This window comes from Olsenella profusa F0195 (assembly GCF_000468755.1).
Classification (GTDB): Bacteria; Actinomycetota; Coriobacteriia; order Coriobacteriales; family Atopobiaceae; genus Olsenella_F; species Olsenella_F profusa.
In genome coordinates, this window is sequence record NZ_AWEZ01000043.1 from 66,120 (window position 1) to 83,982 (window position 17,863).

The window sequence follows — 17,863 nt, forward strand, 5'->3', positions numbered from 1 at the left end:
CCTCGGCTCTATGCGCTGCACCAGGGCATGCGCCTCTCGACGAGCAGGGCTAAGCCTACGGCAACCTGCCTGTCCTTGTAAATAGGCAGGAGCAAGAATTTCGAACCTTGGTCAAAGGCAGGAAGTCGCACGCGCCGCCCAGGACAGGGCTGCCTATCTGACGCCGATGCCTTCCATGAGCTGCCGAAAGAGCGTCGTTCCCAGGCTCTCGGAGCCCGCAGCACGGCCCTCCCGCAACGAGGCACTGATGGTCGCGAAGCTCATGCATCCGCAGAGCATGCTGGCAGCAAGCTCGCTGTCCACGCTCTCGCTGATGAGACCCTCGCGCTTGCCGCGCTCGACCTGGTCGCAGATGATGGACGTCAGGCCCCCGAAGCGCTCCTCGATCTGAGGCAGCATGTTGTCACGCGCCTGCAGCAGCTCGCGGATGACCGCGAGCACGAGCGTGCCCTCCCCGATGAGGGACTGCTCGAACGCATCGCACATGTCGCAGAGGGCATCGCACGCACTCTCTGCACCATCCCCCACCTCGCGCAGACGCTGCGAGAAGTCCTCGAGCGCCTGCGAGAACACGGCCTCCACGAGGTCATCCCTGTTGCGGAAGTAATAGTACAGGGCACCCTTGGACATGTGGCACATCTCGGAGATCTCGCTCATCTGGAAGTTGGTGCCCACCCGCCGCATGATCAGCTTCGAGGCGGCCTTGATGATGCGCTCGCGCGTGGCGGCGCTCTTCTTGGTCTTTGACGAAAAGCGCGGGCTATGGTGCTTGCCGATGCTCTCGATGTGCCTCTCGATTGCCTGGTGCGTGGCCTCTCGGACGTCGTGCACCCCATCGAGCAGGGTGCCACCGGTGGCGTCCAAGAGGAGGTTCTGTGACAGGGAACTCATACCGCAACCCCCTCGCGTAGCCTCGTCGTCCTACAGATCAACCAGCGGGTGCAGGTCGTTCATGGTCACGAGACGGCGACGGCGCGCCGCAAGGCAGGTGATGAGGAACGATATGCCACCAAACAGTAACAGGATAGCCACATCCCCCGTCACAAGGGAGAGGTCAATGCCGCGAGTAGCGATTCTGAGCGCGTGAACGACGTATGTCATGGGCATGTAGGGACTGATCGCCTGGAAGACGGAGGGCTCCGTCTGGATGGGGAACGTTCCTGCCGCGCTCGTAAGCTGCAGCATGAGCAGGATGACGGCGACGAACTTTCCGGGGAAGCCCAGAACGGCCGTGATCATCTGAATCATCGCGCAGAACACGGCGCTCGCAAGGATGATGAGCAGGTAGAAGGCGGCGACGTGGATGATGTCAAGCTGGAGCGGGAACTGAACGACGAGGCCGAGGATGATGGATTGGATGATGCCCACGATGAGCCAGGGCACGAGGCCCGAGAACGCGGCGACGACGGGGTTGGCGCCCGAGCAGATGAGCCTGCGATTGAGCGGCTTCAGGATGAACGTCATCACGAGGGCGCCGACCCAGAGCCCCAAGGCAATGAAGTAGGGGGCGAAGCCCGTGCCGTAGTTGGCGACCGTGGTGTAGTTGTCGGTGGCAAGGGCCACCGGCTGGCTCATCATGCTGGCCCGCTCGTCAGCGTGGGCCGTCTGGTCGGCCACCGTGGCCGCACCACTCTCCAGGCCGTCGGCAAGGGTCTTGGATCCGTCATATGCCGTGTCGGTCGCCCCTGCGAGCGTGGTTGCGCCATCGGAGAGTGCCGCGGCACCCTTCGCGAGAGAGGTAGCGCCATCCGCCGCCGTGCCCAGCCCACTCGTGAGCGTGGCGGAGCCCCGGGACAGCAGGCCAAGGCCGTCGGCGAGGGTGTGGGCGCCCGGGCGAGCGGAGCCCAGGCCCGCGGCGAGCGTGTTCGAGCCCCTGTTCAGCAGGCCCAATGCCTCGGCGAGGGTGGTCGCGCCCCCTTTCGCGGACTGCGCGCCATCGGAGAGCTGGCGCGCGCCCATCGAGAGCTCCTCCGCCCCACCCACGGCGGCCCTCATGTTGTTGTCCACCTGCGTGGCCCCCTGCGAGAGACGTACGATGCCACCGTAGATGGTGGGTGCGCCCGTGCCGTCGGTGGCCTGGGTAAGCTGCTGGGTCACCGTGGTGGCACCCTTGGCCACCTCCTGTGCGCCATCGGTCAGCTTCTTGAGGTCGTCCTTCTTGTCCGAAAGGCCACTGACGAGCTTCTGTGCACCGGAAATGGCCTGCTTCGAGCTTTTGAGCAGCTTGCTCGCACCGTCAACCAGCGACGTGGAGCTCTGCTGGATGCCTTCGAGGTCCTTCTTGAGGCTTTCGAGATCTTGGCTCAGGGAGGATGAGCTCAACGCCTTCATCTTGTCCCCCGCGGACCGCACGGACGCCGCGGACCTCTTTGCACTGTCCGACGCGCTGGCGGCACTCTTCTGGGCACTCTGGAGCGCCTGATACTCCGTGGCGGTGATGGTGTAGGTGTTCGTGCCGTCCTTGCTCTGCTGAGGTGAGATCTGCGACAGGGCCTGGGCGGCCGCGCCGGCGGACTTCGCGGCATCTCCGGCCTGCGTGCCCGCGCTGCTCAGGTCGCTCGAGGCACCAGCCATGCCCTTGGTGAGCGCGGCGGCATCGTCGTGGGCCGCCTGCGCATGGCTCTGGAGGGACTTCCCCGATTGCGTGAGGGACTTCCCCGGCCCCTCCTCGAGCTCCCCCATCTGATGCTGCAGGTCGGTGGTGGTACTGTCGAGGCTGCTGACCTGATCCTGGAGGCCACCGAGGGTGTCCGAGAGCTCGCTCACGCCATCAGACACCTGCTGGGCACCGGGCCCAAGCTTGGAGATGGTGTCGCGCTGGGCCATGAGCTGCGCCTGCAGCGCCTGGGCGCCCTGAGCCACCTGTCCGGTGCCCTGTCTCTGCAGCAGGCTCAGCTTGCTCGCAAGCTCCTTGGAGCCCTGAAATTCGCGACCCAGGCCGTCCATGAGCGTGGTCATGCCACCGGAGAGCTGGGTGGCGCCATTCGCTGCCGCTGCAGTGCCGCTGGCAAGCGTCTGCGCGCCGGCGGCCGCGGCATCCGTACCGTCCGCAAGGGCACGGGCGCCTTGGGCGGCGGTGTTCAAGTTGGTCGTTATCCTCTGGGAGCCGGCCTGGGCGGAGCCCACGCCGGCGGCAAGCGCACTCGCACCGTCCCGTGCCGTGCCCGCGCCCTGGGCGAGCGTGGCGGCACCATCAGAGATTTGGCCCAGCCCGTCCTCGAGGTCGAAGGCCCCATCCGCCGCACGACGGATATCGCGGCCCGACGCGTTGATCTTGTCGAATATCTGCACGTAGTAGTTGTCACCCACGGCATAGTTGGTCTGGGCCGTCACCTCGCGAAACACCGACTTGCCCAGGATGGACGAGAGGTAGTTGTTGGCTTCGTTCGCCACGAACACGAGCTTGGCCTGCGTGGGCTCGCTGCCGTCCGCCGAGGCGATGTTCTGCGAGAAGTCCTGGGGGATGACCACCTTGAGGTAGTAGGTGCCATCCTCGATGCCGCGCTGTGCCGTGCCGTCATCCACGAAGCTGTAGTCGAGCGACTTGCTGTCACGCAGGCGGGCCACCAGGTCCTCCCCTGCATGGATGGTGCTGCCATCCGAGAGCGTGGCGCCTTGGTCCTCGTTGACGACGGCCACGGGCAGCGTGTCGAGCTTGCCATAGGGATCGTAGAACGCCATGAGATAGAGCACGCCATAGACCAGCGGGATGATGGCGATGGCAGCCATGGCCAGCTTCATGCCAACGTTGGCGCGGGCGGAGTGGAAGTCGAGGAGGGAGAAGCGCAGTCCCCTGAATGGGTTTTCCATGTTAGGCAACCTCCTTGTCGTGCTTGCGCGCCCAGGCGGCCGCCTGGGCGCGGGCATCGTCGTTGATGCACGTCGCGCCGTCGAAGAGGACGGCGAGGTCGTAATCGGTCACACCGCAGCAGATGGTGGTACCCATCGTGTGGGCAATGCCGCGCAGCTCGCCGATGAGCTTGTGCGACTGGTGCTCCGTGAGCGAGGATTCGATGTCATCGACCACCAGGAGACGCGGGTCGTGGGCCATGCCCAGCGCGATGCCCAGCCGGTCGAAGGTGTAGCGATCGAGCTCCTCGATGCTGGTGTCGGCCACGTCGGCGAGGTCCCAGGCCTCCAGGAACGCCTGCGTCGCCGCGTGACCGGAGCGCTTGCCCGCAAGTCCCAGCTCCGCAGAGGCCACCACATGCACGCGCAGAACCATCTCCACGTCGTTGACGTTCTCGAAGAAGCCCAGGCTTGCAAAGGGTCGCACGTGCGACAGCCCGACGAGCGTGTCCGCCGTGACGCCACCCACCGTGAGCGTGCCACGAGTGGGTCGCATGCGCCCTGCGAGCGTGAGCAGAAGCTCGGTCTTGCCGCTGTTGTCGGCGGCGCACACGGCATGTGCCGTACCGGCGGCAACGTCGATGTCAACGTTCTCGTACGACTTCACGCGCGCACTCAGCTGCGACAGCCCCCGTGCCCGAATGAAGGGCCTTGCAGCCAAAGCCCCTTGTGGTCTTCTGGCTTCCACGTTCTCCTCCTCGTACATGCGAGCCCCTCCGCCTTCACAGGGGCTCCGCGACGGTATCGTGACGAATGCCCAAGAATTTTAAATCGAAGTCGAAAATTTTTCAACGTCGATTCAAAAAAAGACAGAGGGGAACACGCGACAATCCCCAACGCAGCTCGTGCCCTCTCGTCAAGGGAGCAAGCTATACTCAAGTGATTTGCAATCTCGGCGAGAGGCATTGTCTTGAGCGACCAGAACACTCCCGTGCGCGTGCGCTTCGCACCCTCCCCCACCGGCAAGCTGCACGTAGGCGGCGCACGGACGGCCATATACAACTGGGCCTTCGCCCGTGCCAACCACGGTACCTTCATCCTGCGTATCGACGATACCGACCCCACCCGCTCCACCGAGGAGAACACGCAGGTGATCCTGCGCGCCATGCGCTGGCTGGGGCTGGACTGGGACGAGGGGCCCGCGGTAGGAGGCGACTATGGCCCCTACTGGCAGACGCAGCGCCTCGCCCTCTATCACGAGGCAGCCGAGCGTCTGGTGGCAAAAGACAGGGCCTATTACTGCTTCTGCACGCCCGAGAGGCTCGCCGCGGACCGGAAGACGGCCGAGGAGCGCCATGATCCCTTCCAGGGGTACCAGCGCACCTGCCGCTCCATCGATCCCGTCGAGGCACGGCGTCGCGTGGATGCCGGTGAGCCGCACACCATCCGCATCAAGGTGCCCGAGGATCGTGGTGACGTGGCCATCCATGACGCCGTGCACGGCACCGTGACCTTCAATGCCCGTGAGCTGGACGACTTCATCATCGTGCGCACCGACGGCACGCCCACCTACAACTTCACGACCGTGGTCGATGACACCCTGATGAGGATCACCCACGTCATCCGCGGCGATGACCACCTCTCCAACACGCCGCGCCAGGTGATGGTCTATGAGGCGCTCGGAGCCCCCACGCCCGCGTTCGCACACATCTCCATGATCCTGGGGCCTGATGGCAAGAAGCTCTCCAAGCGCCATGGGGCCACCTCCGTGGAGGAGTACCGCGACCGCGGCTATGATGCCGACGCGCTGGTGAACTACCTGGCCCTTCTGGGATGGGCGCCCGACGGCGAGACCACCATCGTGCCGCGCGACATGCTCGCCCGCGAGTTCTCCCTGGAGCATGTGTCCAAGAACCCCGCCACCTTCGACTTCAAGAAGCTCGACTGGATCCAGCAGCAGTACGTGCAGGCCATGAGCGACGAGGAATTCGTGTTCCAGCTGCTCATGCCCGAGCTCGTGGGGGCCGGCCTGGAGCGCGAGGCGGATCCGGCGCATCCCAAGGCCTGGTACCTGCTGCTCGCCAGCATCCTCAAGCCCCGCACCACCCTCGCGCCCGACGTGGTGGAGAAGTCCCGCTTCCTCTACGAGGGCGAGGACGTGACGTTCGACGAGAAGTCCGTGAGCAGGAACCTCTCCAGGGACGGAGCGCACGCCGCCCTCGAGGCCGCGCGTGAGGCGCTCCTTGACGTTGCGGCGGACGGCTGGCACGCCGCCGCCATCGACGCCGCCCTGGAGCCGCTGCCCGAGCGCCTGGGCACCACCAAGCGTAAGTTCTACGGGGCCGTGCGCGTCGCCGTCTGCGGCAACCAGGTGTCGCCACCCCTTGGCGAGTCGCTGGAGCTTTTGGGCCGCGGCCTTGCGCTCGCGCGCCTGGAGAAGGCGCTGCCGCTCGCACGCTAGGGAACGGTGGACGCGGCGGACGGGCGCCGACTGGCGAGCGGCCTAGGCCCACTGTTCTCTCTGCACCAGGCGTGCCTGACGAGTCGTATGCAGTCTCTCGCCCCCATCGCCTGAGTCGTTCGCAATGCTGATGGCTCTCAGGATGTTAAAGGCCAGGTAGCCGTAGTGTGGTCACATCATTATCTGCAGATACCGAGTGATAGTCTGCGAACGACTCCCAAACGGGTGGGGTACTTTTGCGAACGACTCGATGAGGCTAGGGACGGTGTCGGGAGATGCGCTTGCGCACGGCGGCCCCGCTCAGTGTGACGCCTCCGGAGGCAGAGCCGCCCGAGGGCCTACCGGGCCTACCCCTGCCACGACGACGGGCGCGCAGACGCATGCGCAGCTTGCGCACGCGATGGTAGATACTCTCCCCCCCAGTGGAACGCAGGCCCAGGATGGGGGCGGCCAGAAGCGTGGGGCCGAAGAACGTGACGATGCGCCATACGAGGAAGCCCGCGGATGCCGCCTCCCCGAACAGGCCACCAAAGAACATGAGGAAGCCGCCCTCGGCACCACCCGTGCCACCGGGCAGCGGCACGGCGGACGCCACCATCTGCACCATGGAGCCTGCCGCCAGGCAGTCCAGGAAGTCCGCCTCAACGTCAAACGCACGCAGCACGAACCAGGGGATCATGTAGAGGCACGCCAGCTGCAGCATGGTCACCACAAGGGTCAGCCCCATGTTGGGAAGGTCGCGCGCGGCGTGGCGGAAGGTCTCGGAGAACTCCCGCACCTGCACGTTGACCATGTCATTCCAGTGCTCGGGGTCCTTGAGCCACCTATGACGGGTGGCGACGCGCAGCAGGGCGTTGCCCACGCGCATGACGAAGCGGGGACACAGGCATATCACGAAGAGGCCCGCCAGCTCGACAAAGTGCACGCCAAACACCACGAGGTTGAGGATGATGATGTCCCCGAACGTCTCGAAGAAGTACTCGAGCTTGGCGACGAGCATGATGGCGGCAAAGAGCACCACGCCAAACTGGAACATGATGAAGCGCGTGAATTCCGTGGCACCGGCCTCGCCCACATCGAGCCCCGTGCGCGTGAGGCGATAGATCTGTGACGGCACGGCGCCGGCCATCATGGGCGTCAGGTTGCCAAAGAACACGCCCGAGCTCTCGACGCTCATGAGGTCGCGCACGCCCACCGGCGAATCGTGGTCGAGGTAGACGGCGATCACATAGGCGAGCACGCCGAAGATGAAGTAGAGCAGGTAGCACCCGCATGCGGCGACGACCCACGGCAGGGCAACCGATGAGAGCGCGTCCAAGAAGGTGGCCATCTGGCCGGAGAAGATGAGGTAGACGATGTAGATGCCCACGACGACCGCGAGGAAGAGCGCCCCCTTGCGCGCCTTGGCGTCACGCTCGCGATCGTCAGAGACCCCCTCGGGAATGTTCTCGGGGGCGACATGCGGTGCCGCGACCTTGACGGCGACCTTGGGATGCGCCGCCTTCATCTGGGGCCTTGCCGTGGGGTTCTCTGAGACGGCAGCCTTGACGTCCTGTGCTTTGGGCGTTTCCGTGGACATGCGTCCCAGCGTCCCCAATCTGCCGGCAGAGCGGCGCAAGAGTTGCAATGAATTGACAGTAGAAGTGTACCCTCTCGCGGTGCCTGGGGCGACCGGGCGGCAAGAGTCACGCAGGAGTTATGGACAAAAGATATTCACCCACAACGCTTGCGTACAAGGCACGTTTCCCGTATAGTCCCATCTTGCGCTCACGCGCCTGGACACAGCATTGAGCCGTCGTCTAATGGTAGGACAGCGGATTCTGGTTCCGTCAGTGGGAGTTCGACTCTCTCCGGCTCAGCCATGTGTTCCTGTGACAGGCAGATATGGCCCGTTCGTCTAGCGGTTTAGGACGCCGCCCTCTCAAGGCGGAGATCACCAGTTCGAATCTGGTACGGGCTACCATCTGTTGCTCGGCCCGTTCGTCTAGCGGTTTAGGACGCCGCCCTCTCAAGGCGGAGATCACCAGTTCGAATCTGGTACGGGCTACCACAAGGTAGGCAGGCTATCGGCACAGCCCGATAGCCTGCCTTTTTGCGGTGGCCGTCATCCTCCGATCTCTGTCAGTTACGAACAAGGCAGCAATTCTGATATCTATAGCGTAACAGCCAAATTTAGCCATTCATTCTCAAAGTAGTCAATGTCAAGGCGCTTGACCTCGAAGGAAAACTCGGTCGAGACGCCCACATATGCGATAGACCCCGCGGGACACACGATCCAAAAGCTTCGCGCGGTTGAGATAGGAGATTGCCCAGCCCACGCGGCTTTCGTAGACAGGTACGCCGCTCGACGTGGCCTCCGCAAGCTCGCCTGAGGTGAGGCCTAACCTTTCCGCCGCTAGGTTCCTTACCTGCTTGCGACTGCGCTTCTCTCCGTCCCCCATATATTTGAGGACAATGCCGAACATGTCCGTCTGGGTTGGTAGCGCCATGACAACCGCTTCTTCCGCTCTCACCGCTGATGGGCGTGACGATTGTATGGCACCCCCTCCTTGAAGCGGAAACGCATATTCGCCGGAACGAATAATTTGCCTCGCACTGATCCTTGTGGCACCGGAAATCGCGCGGAGGTGCACGCTTAGGCCCCAAGTGCGCGATGCTCTGCACGGCGCCGTCCGGATGGGTGACTCTGGATCGCCTCGTATGGCACCATAGCGTGCCCGCGGAGGGGATAAGACGCCTCTTTTACGGGAGGAACACGGGTCGAAGGACGGGAGACCGTCCGACCCAGCACGCACTTGGGGCCTAAGCGTGCCATCGGATCGGAGAACGGGTTCCACAGGCGTATCCGATGGCAGCGGGGCGCTGGCGGAGGGACGGTTCCGGCAGGGTCCCCGCCCTGGCACGGGTGCCCGCCACAAGGCAGCCTGCGCCAGCGGGCACCACGGGCCGGCACACGGCACCGCAAGTGCCCCCGCTATGCCTGATGGGTGGCCTCGGCCATCCGTCGCACGTACTCCTCCACCACCGGCACGCTGCCCTTGCCGTGCTCGGCGACGAGCCGCACGATGGCGGAGCCCACGATGGCACCGTCCGACGATGCGGCCATCATGGCCGCCTGCTCGGGCGTCGAGATGCCAAAGCCCACGGCGCAGGGGACGCTCGGGTTTGCCTCGCGGATGAGGGCGACCATGGCATCGATGTCCGTGGTGATCCGGGAGCGCACACCCGTCACGCCCAGTGAGCTCACGATGTAGACGAAGCCCTGGGCATCAGCCGCGATCTCGCGGATGCGGTCGTGCGAGGTGGGCGCGATGAGCGAGACCAGCTCCAGGCCCGCAGCCGCTAGGGGCTCCGCGAACTCGGGCTTCTCCTCGTGGGGGACGTCGGGCAGGATGACGCCATCCACACCCGCCCCGGCCGCGCGGGCGGCAAAGCGCTCGAGCCCGTAGGAGAAGAGCACGTTGGCATAGGTCATGAACGCCAGGGGCACCCGCACGCCCCGCGCGCGCAGGCGCGCCACCAGCGCAAACACGTCATCGGTGGTCACGGCACCCCTGAGCGCACGGATGTTGGCCTCCTGGATGGTGGAGCCCTCCGCCGTGGGGTCGGAGAAGGGGATGCCCAGCTCGATGAGGTCGGCCCCGGCGCGCTCCAGGGCAACCACGAGCTCCTCGGTGATCCCGATGGTGGGGTCACCGCAGGTGATGAACGGTATGAAGGCCTTGGCGCGGCTGCCGTCGGCAGCGGTGAAGGCGGAGGCGATGCTAGTCATGAAGATCCTCTCCCCGATAGCGGGCGATGGCCGCGACGTCCTTGTCGCCACGGCCCGAGAGCGTGACGATGATGACCTGGTCCTTGTCCATGGTGGGCGCGATCTTGATGGCGTGGGCCACCGCATGGGCGCTCTCGATGGCGGGGATGACCCCCTCGGTGCGGCTCAGGTACTCGAAGGCGTCCACGGCCTCGTCATCGGTGACGGGCACGTACTCCGCGCGGCCGGAGTCGCGCAGCATAGCGTGCTCAGGCCCCACGCCCGGGTAGTCCAAGCCGGCACTGATGGAGTACACGGGCGCGATCTGCCCGTACTCGTCCTGGCAGAAGTAGCTCTTCATGCCATGGAAGATGCCGAGCGACCCCACGGACATGGTGGCTGCCGTCTCGGTGGTGTCCACGCCACGACCGGCCGCCTCGCAGCCGATGAGACGCACGCCCTCGTCATCGATGAAGTGGTAGAAGCTGCCGATGGCGTTGGAACCGCCGCCTACGCAGGCCAGCACCGCGTCGGGCAGCCTGCCCTCGGCCTCCAGGCACTGCTGGCGCGCCTCGCGCGAGATGACGGCCTGGAAGTCGCGCACCATCGTGGGAAACGGGTGTGGCCCCATGACAGATCCCAGGCAGTAGTGGGTATCGTCGATGCGGCTCGTCCACTCGCGGAAGGTCTCGGAGACGGCGTCCTTGAGGGTGCCGGTGCCCGACGAGACCCCGCGCACCTCCGCACCCAGAAGGCGCATGCGATACACGTTGAGGGCCTGGCGCTCCATGTCCTTCACGCCCATGTAGACCACGCACTCCATGCCGAAGAGGGCCGCGGCCGTGGCGGTTGCCACGCCATGCTGACCGGCACCCGTCTCGGCGATGAGGCGCGTCTTGCCCATGCGCTGGGCGAGCAGGGCCTGTCCCAGCACGTTGTTGATCTTGTGGGCACCGGTGTGGTTGAGGTCCTCACGCTTGAGGTAGACCTTGGCGCCCCCAAGGTCGCGCGTCATGTTCCGGGCACAGTACAGCAGGCTGGGACGACCCGCGTAGGTATTGAGCAGGTTCTCGAGCTCGGCCACGAAGGCGGGGTCGTCCCTGTACCGGTCGTAGGCCTCCTCCAGCTCCAGCACCGCGTTCATCAGGGTCTCGGGGATGTACTGGCCTCCGTGGATGCCAAAGCGCCCCCGCGAGTCGGGCGAGTTGCTCATCGTGCGCTCCTCACTGCGGCCACCGCCGCCTTGATCTTCTGTGGGTCCTTGTGTCGGTTCGTCTCGATGCCAGAGCTCATGTCCACGCCCCAGGGTGAGAAGGTGCGTACGGCCTCCCCCACGTTCTCGGGCGTGAGCCCGCCCGCGAGCATGAAGGGACGCCGGATGCCGCCAGCGAGCGCCCAGTCGAAGCGCTCCCCCGTGCCCCAGCCGTTGTCCAACAGCACGAGGTCGGCCCCGGAGGCGTTCGCCCGCTCCACATCCCTCTTCGTGCGCACGCGAAATGCCTGGATGATGGGGGCATCCGTGAGCGTGCGCAGGCGCGCGAGATAGCGCTCGTCCTCACCGCCGTGCAGCTGCACCACCTCGATGCCCCCCTGCGTGAGCGCCGCCACCCGCTCGGGCTCCTCGTCCACGAAGACCCCCACGGCACAGATGGCAGCTTCCAGGCCCGCCACCAGCTCCCGCAGGCGCTCCGGCGAGACGCTGCGATGCGAGCGCGGGAAGTCCACGACAAAGCCGCAGAGGTCGGGCGCGGCCTCGTTGACGGCGGTGATGTCCGCCTCGCGGGACATGCCGCAGAGCTTGACGTGCGTAGCCCCTGGCGTGCCATCCCGCACCGTGGCAAGGAGTTCGTGGGCGCGATCGCGCGCCGCGCTCACGTCCCTCATCGTGCCTCGCCTCCCGCCACGGTGCGCATCTGGGCGAGCAGGGATACCTTGTCCTCGGCACGCATGAGGAACTCCCCCACCAGCGCGGCGTCGGCGCCCATGCGGGCGATGGTCGCCACGTCATCCAAGCTCCCCACCCCGCTCTCGGCCACGTAGACGGCATCGGAGGGGATGAGCGCGCGCATGCGCCGTGCGTTCCCGAAGTCCACGGAGAAGTCGCGCAGGTCGCGGTTGTTGACGCCGATCACGCGGGCACCCACGCCCACGGCACGCCGGACCTCCTCGGCGCTGTAGACCTCCACGAGCGTGCCCAGGCCCAGCTCCTCGGCCAGCGCCATCAGCCGCGCCAGCTCCTCATCGTCCAGGATGGCGGTGAGCAGCAGCACCGCCTTGGCGCCGGCGAGCTTTGCCTCATAGAGCTGGTAGGCGTCCACGACGAAGTCCTTGCGCATGACGGGCACGGGCACCGTCGCGGCAATCTCCCGCAGGTGGTCGAGGGACCCCCGGAACCACCGGGGCTCCGTGAGGCAGCTGATGGCATCGGCACCGGCCTCCTCGTAGGTGCGGGCGATGTCCACTGGCGAGAAGTCCCGCGCAATGAGGCCCTTGGAGGGGGAGGCCCGCTTGACCTCGCAGATGAGGGAGAGACCCGGCCCGCACAGCGCACGCTCGAAGGCACGCGGATCTCCTGGGGACAGCGCTTGCGCCCGCTCGACCAGCTCGCCCTCACTCACGCGGAGCTTGGCCGCCGCCACGAGCCGGCGGCTGTGTGCGGCGATAGTCTGGAGGATGTTCTCTGCCATCACGCGTTGCTCTCCCTGACGAAGGCCCCAAGCGTCCTGGTGGCCTCACCGGAGTCGATCTGCGCCTGGGCCAGTGCGATGCCGTCGGCGATGGTGGAAGCCCGCTCGGCCAGATAGAGGGCCGCGCCGGCATTGAGCACGGCCACATCGCGCTTCGGCCCCGTCTCCTCGCCTGCAAGGATGTCGCGCGTGATCTGCGCGTTCTCGGCGGGCGTGCCACCCATCACAGCGGACTTCTGGGCACGCGTGAGGCCAAACTGCTCGGGCGTGATGGTGGTCGTACGGTAGTAGCCATCCCTGAGCTCGCAGACCTTGGTGGGCGCCGAGATGGAGATCTCGTCCATCCGGTCCTCGCCATAGACCACGAAGGCACGGCGCACGCCCAGGTCGGACAGGACGTTGGCCAAGGGCTCGCAGAGGTAGCCGTCGTAGACGCCCAAAAGGAAGAAGCGAGGCCTGGCGGGGTTGGTGAGCGGGCCCAGGATGTTGAAGACGGTGCGGAAGCCCAGCTCCCTGCGGATGGGGCCCACGTACCTCATGGCGGGGTGGTACTTCTGGGCGAAGAGGAAGCTCAGGCCGCAGCCGTCGAGCTCCGCACGCACCTTGCCCGGGTCCTGGTCCAGGTTGACACCCAGGGCCTCCAGGCAGTCGGCCGTGCCGCTCTGGGAGCTGGCCGCCCGGTTGCCGTGCTTGGTGACCTTGGCGCCCGCCGCGGCGCAGAGGAGGGCCGCCGTGGTGGAGATGTTGAAGGTGTTGGAGCGGTCACCGCCCGTGCCCACGATCTCGAGGGTCTCCACGCCCGGATGCTCGACGGGTGTGGCGATCTCGCGCATGGCGCAGGCACAGCCGCTGATCTCCTCGATGGTCTCGGCCCGGGTGTTCTTGGTGGAGAGCGCCGCGAGGAATGCCGCGTTCTGCGTGGGCGTGGTCTCGCCACGCATGATCTCGCCCATCGTCTGGTAGGCCTCGTCGTAGCTGAGGTCTCCGTGCTGGACGACCTTGTCGATGGCTTCCTTGATCATGGTCATGTCCCTTCTCGTCGTATGGCTCGATGGCTAGCGCACGAGCGCCAGGAAGTTCCTGGCCAACTGTGCGCCTGCGGGCGTGAGGATGGATTCCGGATGAAACTGCAGGCCAAACGTGGGGTGCTCCACGTGCTGCACGGCCATGACCGCGCCATCCTCGGTCTGTGCCGTCACCTTGAGGCACGGGGGCAGGCGCGTGGCGTCCGCCTCGAGCGAATGGTAGCGTCCCACCTGCATGGGCTGGGCGATGCCGTCGAAGAGCGGGCAGTCGTCGCGGGCGTGCGCAGGGGATGCCTTGCCGTGCATGATCTCCGCCGCATAGGTGACGACGCCGCCCAGCGCCTCGCAGACGGCCTGATGGCCCAGGCAGACCCCCAGGATGGGCACGCTCCCCGTCAGGCGACGCACCACGTCCTCGCAGATGCCCGCCGCAGCCGGTCGTCCCGGACCCGGCGAGAGCACGACGGCCGCGGGCGCGAGCGCGGCGAGCTCATCCACCGCCAGGGCATCGTTGCGCACGACCCTGATGTCCGGACGGACGGCACCCAGGAGCTGGTACAGGTTGAACGAGAAGCTGTCGTAGTTGTCGATGAGCACGATCATCGGTCGAGCCCTCCCTCCGCCTCGTGCAGCGCCTCCACCACGGCGCGCGCCTTGTTCACGCACTCGCGGTACTCGCGCTCGGGCACCGAGTCCATCACGATGCCCGCGCCGGACTGCACGCACACCTGGCCGTTCTTCTTGTAGGCCAGACGGATGCCGATGCACGTGTCCAGGTTGCCGGCAAAGTCCAGGTAGCCGATCGCCCCGCCGTAGATGCCGCGCTTGGCGCCCTCGAGGTCCTGGATGATCTGGCAGGCGCGCAGCTTGGGTGCCCCCGAGAGGGTGCCCGCCGGCAGGATGGAGTCCACGGCGTCCACGGCATCGGCCTGTGGATCGATCGTTGCGGACACCGTGGAGCCAAGGTGCATCACGTGCGAGAAGCGCAACACCTGGTGGTAGGCGTCCACGTGCACGGAGCCCAGCGCGGCGATGCGGCCAAGGTCGTTGCGCCCCAGGTCGACGAGCATGTTATGCTCGGCAAGCTCCTTCTCGTCGGCACGCAGGTCCTCCTCGAGCCGCGCGTCCTCCTCGGGCGTGGCGCCACGTGGCCGCGTGCCCGCCAGGGGATAGGTGAAGAGCCGCCCGTCGGTGAGGCGCGCGAGCGTCTCGGGCGAGGCGCCGGCGATCTCGATGTCATCGCTCGTGAAGTAGAACATGTACGGCGACGGGTTCATGCTGCGCAGCGCGCGATAGGTGTCGAGGAGGCTGCCCGTGGCGGGCGCGCGCAGGGGGTTCGAGAGCACCACCTGGAAGATGTCTCCCTCATGGATGTGGTGCTTGGCCGTGGCGACCATGTCCACATACTCCGCCTCGGAGAGCTCCGGCGTGAGGTCGCCCTCGAGGCGGAGCGGATCGAACTCCGCGCTCTCACCGTTCCTGATGAGGCTCTCCAGGGCGTCGAGCTGACGTGCGGCCGCCTGATAGGAGGTGGCGACCGCCACGTCGTCGCCCGTCACGTCCACGCTGGCGATGAGCACGACGCGCTGGCGGTAGGAGTCGAAGACCACGAGCCTGTCGAAGAGCATGAGGTCCATGTCGAGGAAGTCCTCGTGTGCGAGGTCCGGATGGCGCAGGGTGGGCTCGGCGTACTTGAGGTAGTCGTAGGCGAAGTAGCCCACGAGGCCACCGCAGAACGGTGGGAAGCCGGAAAGCTGCGGTGCCCGGTGCTCGGCGAGCACCTGGCGCAGGTAGGTGCCGGGGTGCTCCACCTGGCGCACCTCGAGGGTGGGCTCGCCGCCCTCCACGTTGGTGCGCACGCGCAGCTCGCCATCCAGGCAGGTGATCTCCCGGCTGGGATCGAAGCCGATGAAGGAGTAGCGGCCCAGGTGCTGGTCGGGCTCGGCGCTCTCGAGCAGGAACACGTGATGGCTTACCGCACGCAGGCGCCGACACACCTCGATGGTGGTGAAGGCATCGGCATAGAGCTCGCGTCGCACCGGCACCCGGCAGTAGGGGCCCGAAGCGGCAATCTCCTTGACCTCGGCAAGGGAGGGATGCATCGGTAGGCCTCCTTTCGGGGACGAAAAAAGTCCGTCCCCAACGAACTGCGCGTACAGAACGTCAAGGACGGGCTCTGAGGCTCGCGGTGCCACCTTGATTCACGGTTATCCGTGCACTTTGCGGGATGCCGACACATCCCTGGCAGCTCACGCGTGCCAGACGTCGCAGGCTACTGGGGCAAGGCCCGTTCGCTGCGCCCTCGGCGGCCCACTCGACGCCCCGCATCTCGGCCCGGATCTCAGCTGCCCGGACTCTCTGTACGCGCGTGCGACGTCTACCTTCCGCCTCACAGGTTTGGTGGAGCTATTCGATTGGCGAGCAGTGTACGGCACGGAGCCACGCCGCGCCACCCCCAGCGGCGCACACGTATCCAACGCGAAACAATTCCATAGGCGACGTCCGGCCACGCCCACGAGTCGTACGCATTCCTGGTGGGAGTCGTATGCAAAATATCACGGGCTTTCTCACCGAAAAGTGAGTATGCACCTCGATGAACTGCGCATTTGCAGATGCAGTTCTCAGAAAAATGCGTACGACTCAATCTAGCGTCGTCGGAAAGTGCGAACGACTCGGTCGGATGCCGCCGAGAAATGCGAACGACTCACCTGCGAAGCGTATGGGCATAGGCGAGAAGGGCACCTCGGTCGTTGGGAACCTCATCGCCTATGACGGCCTCGAGCAGGCCCGCCAGCACGTCGCCCACGGCGGGACCCGGCGCCAGGCCCAGCTCGCCTATGACGTCCGCACCGCCCACGGCCAGGTCGCGTACGCGATAGCAACCGCCCGACGCAAGCTCCCGACGCAGTGCCCTGGTGACGCGGTCAAGCTCCACGGCATAGCCGGCGGCAGCGGGGGCCTTGGACACGGCGTCCGCCCGCTTGAGGTCGATGACCTCGAAGGCCAGCTCCGCCGCACGACCGGGACAGGCACGGTCGAGCAGCATCAGGAGCCTCCTCAGCGAGGAGCGCCTTGCCGTCGTCACGTGGTCGTGGCGGCGGACGAGCGCCACCACGGGATCGACGACCTCGCTGGAGAGCGCCATCCGCCTGAGCACCCCACGCGCCACCTGGGCCCCGACCCTGGGATGCCCATAGAAGTGGCCTCTGCCCTTGGCATCCAGCGTGAACGTCTCGGGCTTGGCGATGTCATGCAGGAGCGCCGCCCACCTCAGCTCTCGTGACGCCAGCCCACAGGTGAACTCCTCCACCGCAGCACACACGTGGGCCGTATGGGTGAGCACGTCAAAGGCATGGTAGGGGCTGCGCTGGTCGAAGCCCACACAGGACTCCAGCTCCGGCAGCGCGGCCACGAGCACCGCCGTCTCATGCTCGAGCGCCCAGCCCGCCCGGCCCGAGCTCACGATGCCGTCCAGCTCCTGTCCGATGCGCTCCCGTGCCACATGGGCGAGCTCTGGCGCGGCCACCTCAAGCGCCCGTTGGGTGGCGGGCTCCACCACAAAGCCCAGGCGGCAGGCAAAGCGCACGGCACGCAGCACGCGCAGGGCGTCCTCGCCAAAGCGGAGCGCCGGCTCCCCCACCGCACGGATGACGCCACGGGCGAGGTCAGCCCTCCCACCAAAGGGGTCAAGCAGACCACGCTCGGGATGGAACGCCATCGCATTGATGGTAAAGTCGCGTCGCGCAAGGTCGAGCCGCACGTCGTCCACGAAGCTCACGCTGTCGGGATGGCGATGGTCGCTGTAGGCGCCCTCCTGGCGGAAGGTGGTCACCTCGATGGGCATGCCATCGGCCACCACGGTCACCGTGCCGTGGGCACAGCCCGTCTCGTGCACGACGAGGCCTGCCGATCGCGCCACGCGAGCCGTCTCCTGCCAGGGCGCGCTCGCCGTGACGTCCACATCGTGTGCGGTGTCGCCCCGCAGCGCGTCACGCACCCAACCGCCTACGACCCACGCCTCGAAGCCCGCCGCCTCAAGGACGCAGAGCACCCGGCGGGCGGCGGGCGGCAGACCGTGGGCGAGCTCGGCGGCGGACGGGGTCATGAGGCCTCTCCAAGACAGGTGGCACGCAGTGACGCCAAAGGGGTA

14 protein-coding genes and 3 tRNA genes are annotated in these 17,863 nt (G+C 66.3%); 4 read left to right on the forward strand and 13 right to left on the reverse strand.

What is annotated here, in order from left to right; genetic code table 11:
* Positions 1 to 153 precede the first annotated feature (153 nt).
* From HMPREF1316_RS04850 to HMPREF1316_RS13165, 3 genes are read right to left on the reverse strand one after another with little or no spacing between them, the layout of a single operon-like run.
* Complete coding sequence (locus HMPREF1316_RS04850) at positions 154 to 891, reverse strand: TetR/AcrR family transcriptional regulator (protein ID WP_021725936.1); 738 nt, start codon at positions 889 to 891, stop codon at positions 154 to 156.
* A 30-nt stretch (positions 892 to 921) separates the two neighbouring features.
* The gene (locus HMPREF1316_RS04855; RefSeq protein ID WP_021725877.1) at positions 922 to 3,810 is read right to left on the reverse strand and encodes a YhgE/Pip domain-containing protein; all 2,889 of its coding nucleotides are present in this window, start codon (positions 3,808 to 3,810) and stop codon (positions 922 to 924) included.
* 1 nt (position 3,811) lies between these two features.
* Positions 3,812 to 4,555 (reverse strand): P-loop NTPase family protein, encoded by a 744-nt coding sequence (locus HMPREF1316_RS13165; protein WP_021725770.1) that lies wholly within the window; start codon positions 4,553 to 4,555, stop codon positions 3,812 to 3,814.
* A 204-nt stretch (positions 4,556 to 4,759) separates the two neighbouring features.
* Between HMPREF1316_RS13165 and gltX the strand changes: the two genes are divergently transcribed.
* On the forward strand, positions 4,760 to 6,250 hold the full coding sequence (gltX, locus tag HMPREF1316_RS04865; protein WP_021725900.1) for a glutamate--tRNA ligase: 1,491 nt from the start codon (positions 4,760 to 4,762) through the stop codon (positions 6,248 to 6,250).
* A gap of 256 nt (positions 6,251 to 6,506) precedes the next feature.
* On the opposite strand, the gene HMPREF1316_RS04870 is transcribed toward gltX, so the two are convergent.
* Complete coding sequence (locus HMPREF1316_RS04870; RefSeq protein ID WP_021725796.1) at positions 6,507 to 7,829, reverse strand: lysylphosphatidylglycerol synthase transmembrane domain-containing protein; 1,323 nt, start codon at positions 7,827 to 7,829, stop codon at positions 6,507 to 6,509.
* Between the two features lie 209 nt (positions 7,830 to 8,038).
* Here HMPREF1316_RS04870 and HMPREF1316_RS04875 point away from each other — a divergent pair.
* The 3 genes from HMPREF1316_RS04875 to HMPREF1316_RS04885 all read left to right on the forward strand — a co-directional run bounded on the left by HMPREF1316_RS04875 (position 8,039) and on the right by HMPREF1316_RS04885 (position 8,300).
* Positions 8,039 to 8,112, forward strand: a tRNA-Gln gene (locus tag HMPREF1316_RS04875).
* A gap of 24 nt (positions 8,113 to 8,136) precedes the next feature.
* A tRNA-Glu gene (locus HMPREF1316_RS04880) sits at positions 8,137 to 8,213 on the forward strand.
* Between the two features lie 10 nt (positions 8,214 to 8,223).
* Positions 8,224 to 8,300, forward strand: a tRNA-Glu gene (locus HMPREF1316_RS04885).
* A gap of 151 nt (positions 8,301 to 8,451) precedes the next feature.
* Here the strand turns inward: HMPREF1316_RS04885 and HMPREF1316_RS15025 are convergent.
* The 9 genes from HMPREF1316_RS15025 to HMPREF1316_RS04930 all read right to left on the reverse strand — a co-directional run bounded on the left by HMPREF1316_RS15025 (position 8,452) and on the right by HMPREF1316_RS04930 (position 17,818).
* Positions 8,452 to 8,739 (reverse strand): winged helix-turn-helix domain-containing protein, encoded by a 288-nt coding sequence (locus tag HMPREF1316_RS15025; RefSeq protein WP_021725855.1) that lies wholly within the window; start codon positions 8,737 to 8,739, stop codon positions 8,452 to 8,454.
* Positions 8,740 to 9,224: 485 nt separating this feature from the next.
* Positions 9,225 to 10,022 carry a tryptophan synthase subunit alpha gene (gene trpA, locus HMPREF1316_RS04895; RefSeq protein ID WP_021725819.1) on the reverse strand — a complete coding sequence of 266 codons (798 nt, stop codon included), beginning with the start codon at positions 10,020 to 10,022 and terminating at the stop codon, positions 9,225 to 9,227.
* On the reverse strand, positions 10,015 to 11,214 hold the full coding sequence (gene trpB, locus HMPREF1316_RS04900) for a tryptophan synthase subunit beta (RefSeq protein ID WP_021725920.1): 1,200 nt from the start codon (positions 11,212 to 11,214) through the stop codon (positions 10,015 to 10,017). The genes trpA and trpB overlap by 8 nt, the downstream gene beginning before the upstream one ends.
* Positions 11,211 to 11,885: a phosphoribosylanthranilate isomerase gene (locus HMPREF1316_RS04905; RefSeq protein ID WP_021725812.1), complete on the reverse strand. Its 675-nt coding sequence runs from the start codon at positions 11,883 to 11,885 to the stop codon at positions 11,211 to 11,213. Before HMPREF1316_RS04905 ends, trpB begins: the two co-directional genes overlap by 4 nt.
* Positions 11,882 to 12,688 carry an indole-3-glycerol phosphate synthase TrpC gene (gene trpC / locus HMPREF1316_RS04910; protein WP_040651428.1) on the reverse strand — a complete coding sequence of 269 codons (807 nt, stop codon included), beginning with the start codon at positions 12,686 to 12,688 and terminating at the stop codon, positions 11,882 to 11,884. Before trpC ends, HMPREF1316_RS04905 begins: the two co-directional genes overlap by 4 nt.
* Entirely contained in the window at positions 12,688 to 13,710 is a 1,023-nt protein-coding gene (gene trpD, locus HMPREF1316_RS04915) for an anthranilate phosphoribosyltransferase (protein WP_021725879.1), read from the reverse strand. Before trpD ends, trpC begins: the two co-directional genes overlap by 1 nt.
* Positions 13,711 to 13,743: 33 nt before the next feature.
* A complete protein-coding gene (locus tag HMPREF1316_RS04920; RefSeq protein ID WP_021725788.1) occupies positions 13,744 to 14,316 on the reverse strand; it encodes an anthranilate synthase component II in 573 nt (190 codons plus the stop codon).
* Positions 14,313 to 15,815: an anthranilate synthase component I family protein gene (locus HMPREF1316_RS04925; protein ID WP_021725937.1), complete on the reverse strand. Its 1,503-nt coding sequence runs from the start codon at positions 15,813 to 15,815 to the stop codon at positions 14,313 to 14,315. The genes HMPREF1316_RS04920 and HMPREF1316_RS04925 overlap by 4 nt, the downstream gene beginning before the upstream one ends.
* Before the next feature lie 602 nt (positions 15,816 to 16,417).
* Positions 16,418 to 17,818 carry a CCA tRNA nucleotidyltransferase gene (locus tag HMPREF1316_RS04930; RefSeq protein ID WP_021725859.1) on the reverse strand — a complete coding sequence of 467 codons (1,401 nt, stop codon included), beginning with the start codon at positions 17,816 to 17,818 and terminating at the stop codon, positions 16,418 to 16,420.
* Between the last annotated feature and the right edge of the window lie 45 nt (positions 17,819 to 17,863).

Excerpts from the sequence above, each read along its gene's own strand:
- HMPREF1316_RS13165 (WP_021725770.1), bottom strand. The coding sequence starts at position 4,555 with ATGTACGAGGAGGAGAACGTGGAAGCCAGAAGACCACAAGGGGCTTTG.
- HMPREF1316_RS15025 (WP_021725855.1), bottom strand. The coding sequence starts at position 8,739 with ATGGCGCTACCAACCCAGACGGACATGTTCGGCATTGTCCTCAAATAT.
- HMPREF1316_RS04925 (WP_021725937.1), bottom strand. The coding sequence starts at position 15,815 with ATGCATCCCTCCCTTGCCGAGGTCAAGGAGATTGCCGCTTCGGGCCCC.
- HMPREF1316_RS04870 (WP_021725796.1), bottom strand. The coding sequence starts at position 7,829 with ATGTCCACGGAAACGCCCAAAGCACAGGACGTCAAGGCTGCCGTCTCA.
- HMPREF1316_RS04855 (WP_021725877.1), bottom strand. The coding sequence starts at position 3,810 with ATGGAAAACCCATTCAGGGGACTGCGCTTCTCCCTCCTCGACTTCCAC.
- HMPREF1316_RS04905 (WP_021725812.1), bottom strand. The coding sequence starts at position 11,885 with ATGAGGGACGTGAGCGCGGCGCGCGATCGCGCCCACGAACTCCTTGCC.
- trpA (WP_021725819.1), bottom strand. The coding sequence starts at position 10,022 with ATGACTAGCATCGCCTCCGCCTTCACCGCTGCCGACGGCAGCCGCGCC.
- HMPREF1316_RS04850 (WP_021725936.1), bottom strand. The coding sequence starts at position 891 with ATGAGTTCCCTGTCACAGAACCTCCTCTTGGACGCCACCGGTGGCACC.
- trpC (WP_040651428.1), bottom strand. The coding sequence starts at position 12,688 with ATGGCAGAGAACATCCTCCAGACTATCGCCGCACACAGCCGCCGGCTC.
- trpB (WP_021725920.1), bottom strand. The coding sequence starts at position 11,214 with ATGAGCAACTCGCCCGACTCGCGGGGGCGCTTTGGCATCCACGGAGGC.
- HMPREF1316_RS04920 (WP_021725788.1), bottom strand. The coding sequence starts at position 14,316 with ATGATCGTGCTCATCGACAACTACGACAGCTTCTCGTTCAACCTGTAC.
- trpD (WP_021725879.1), bottom strand. The coding sequence starts at position 13,710 with ATGATCAAGGAAGCCATCGACAAGGTCGTCCAGCACGGAGACCTCAGC.
- HMPREF1316_RS04930 (WP_021725859.1), bottom strand. The coding sequence starts at position 17,818 with ATGACCCCGTCCGCCGCCGAGCTCGCCCACGGTCTGCCGCCCGCCGCC.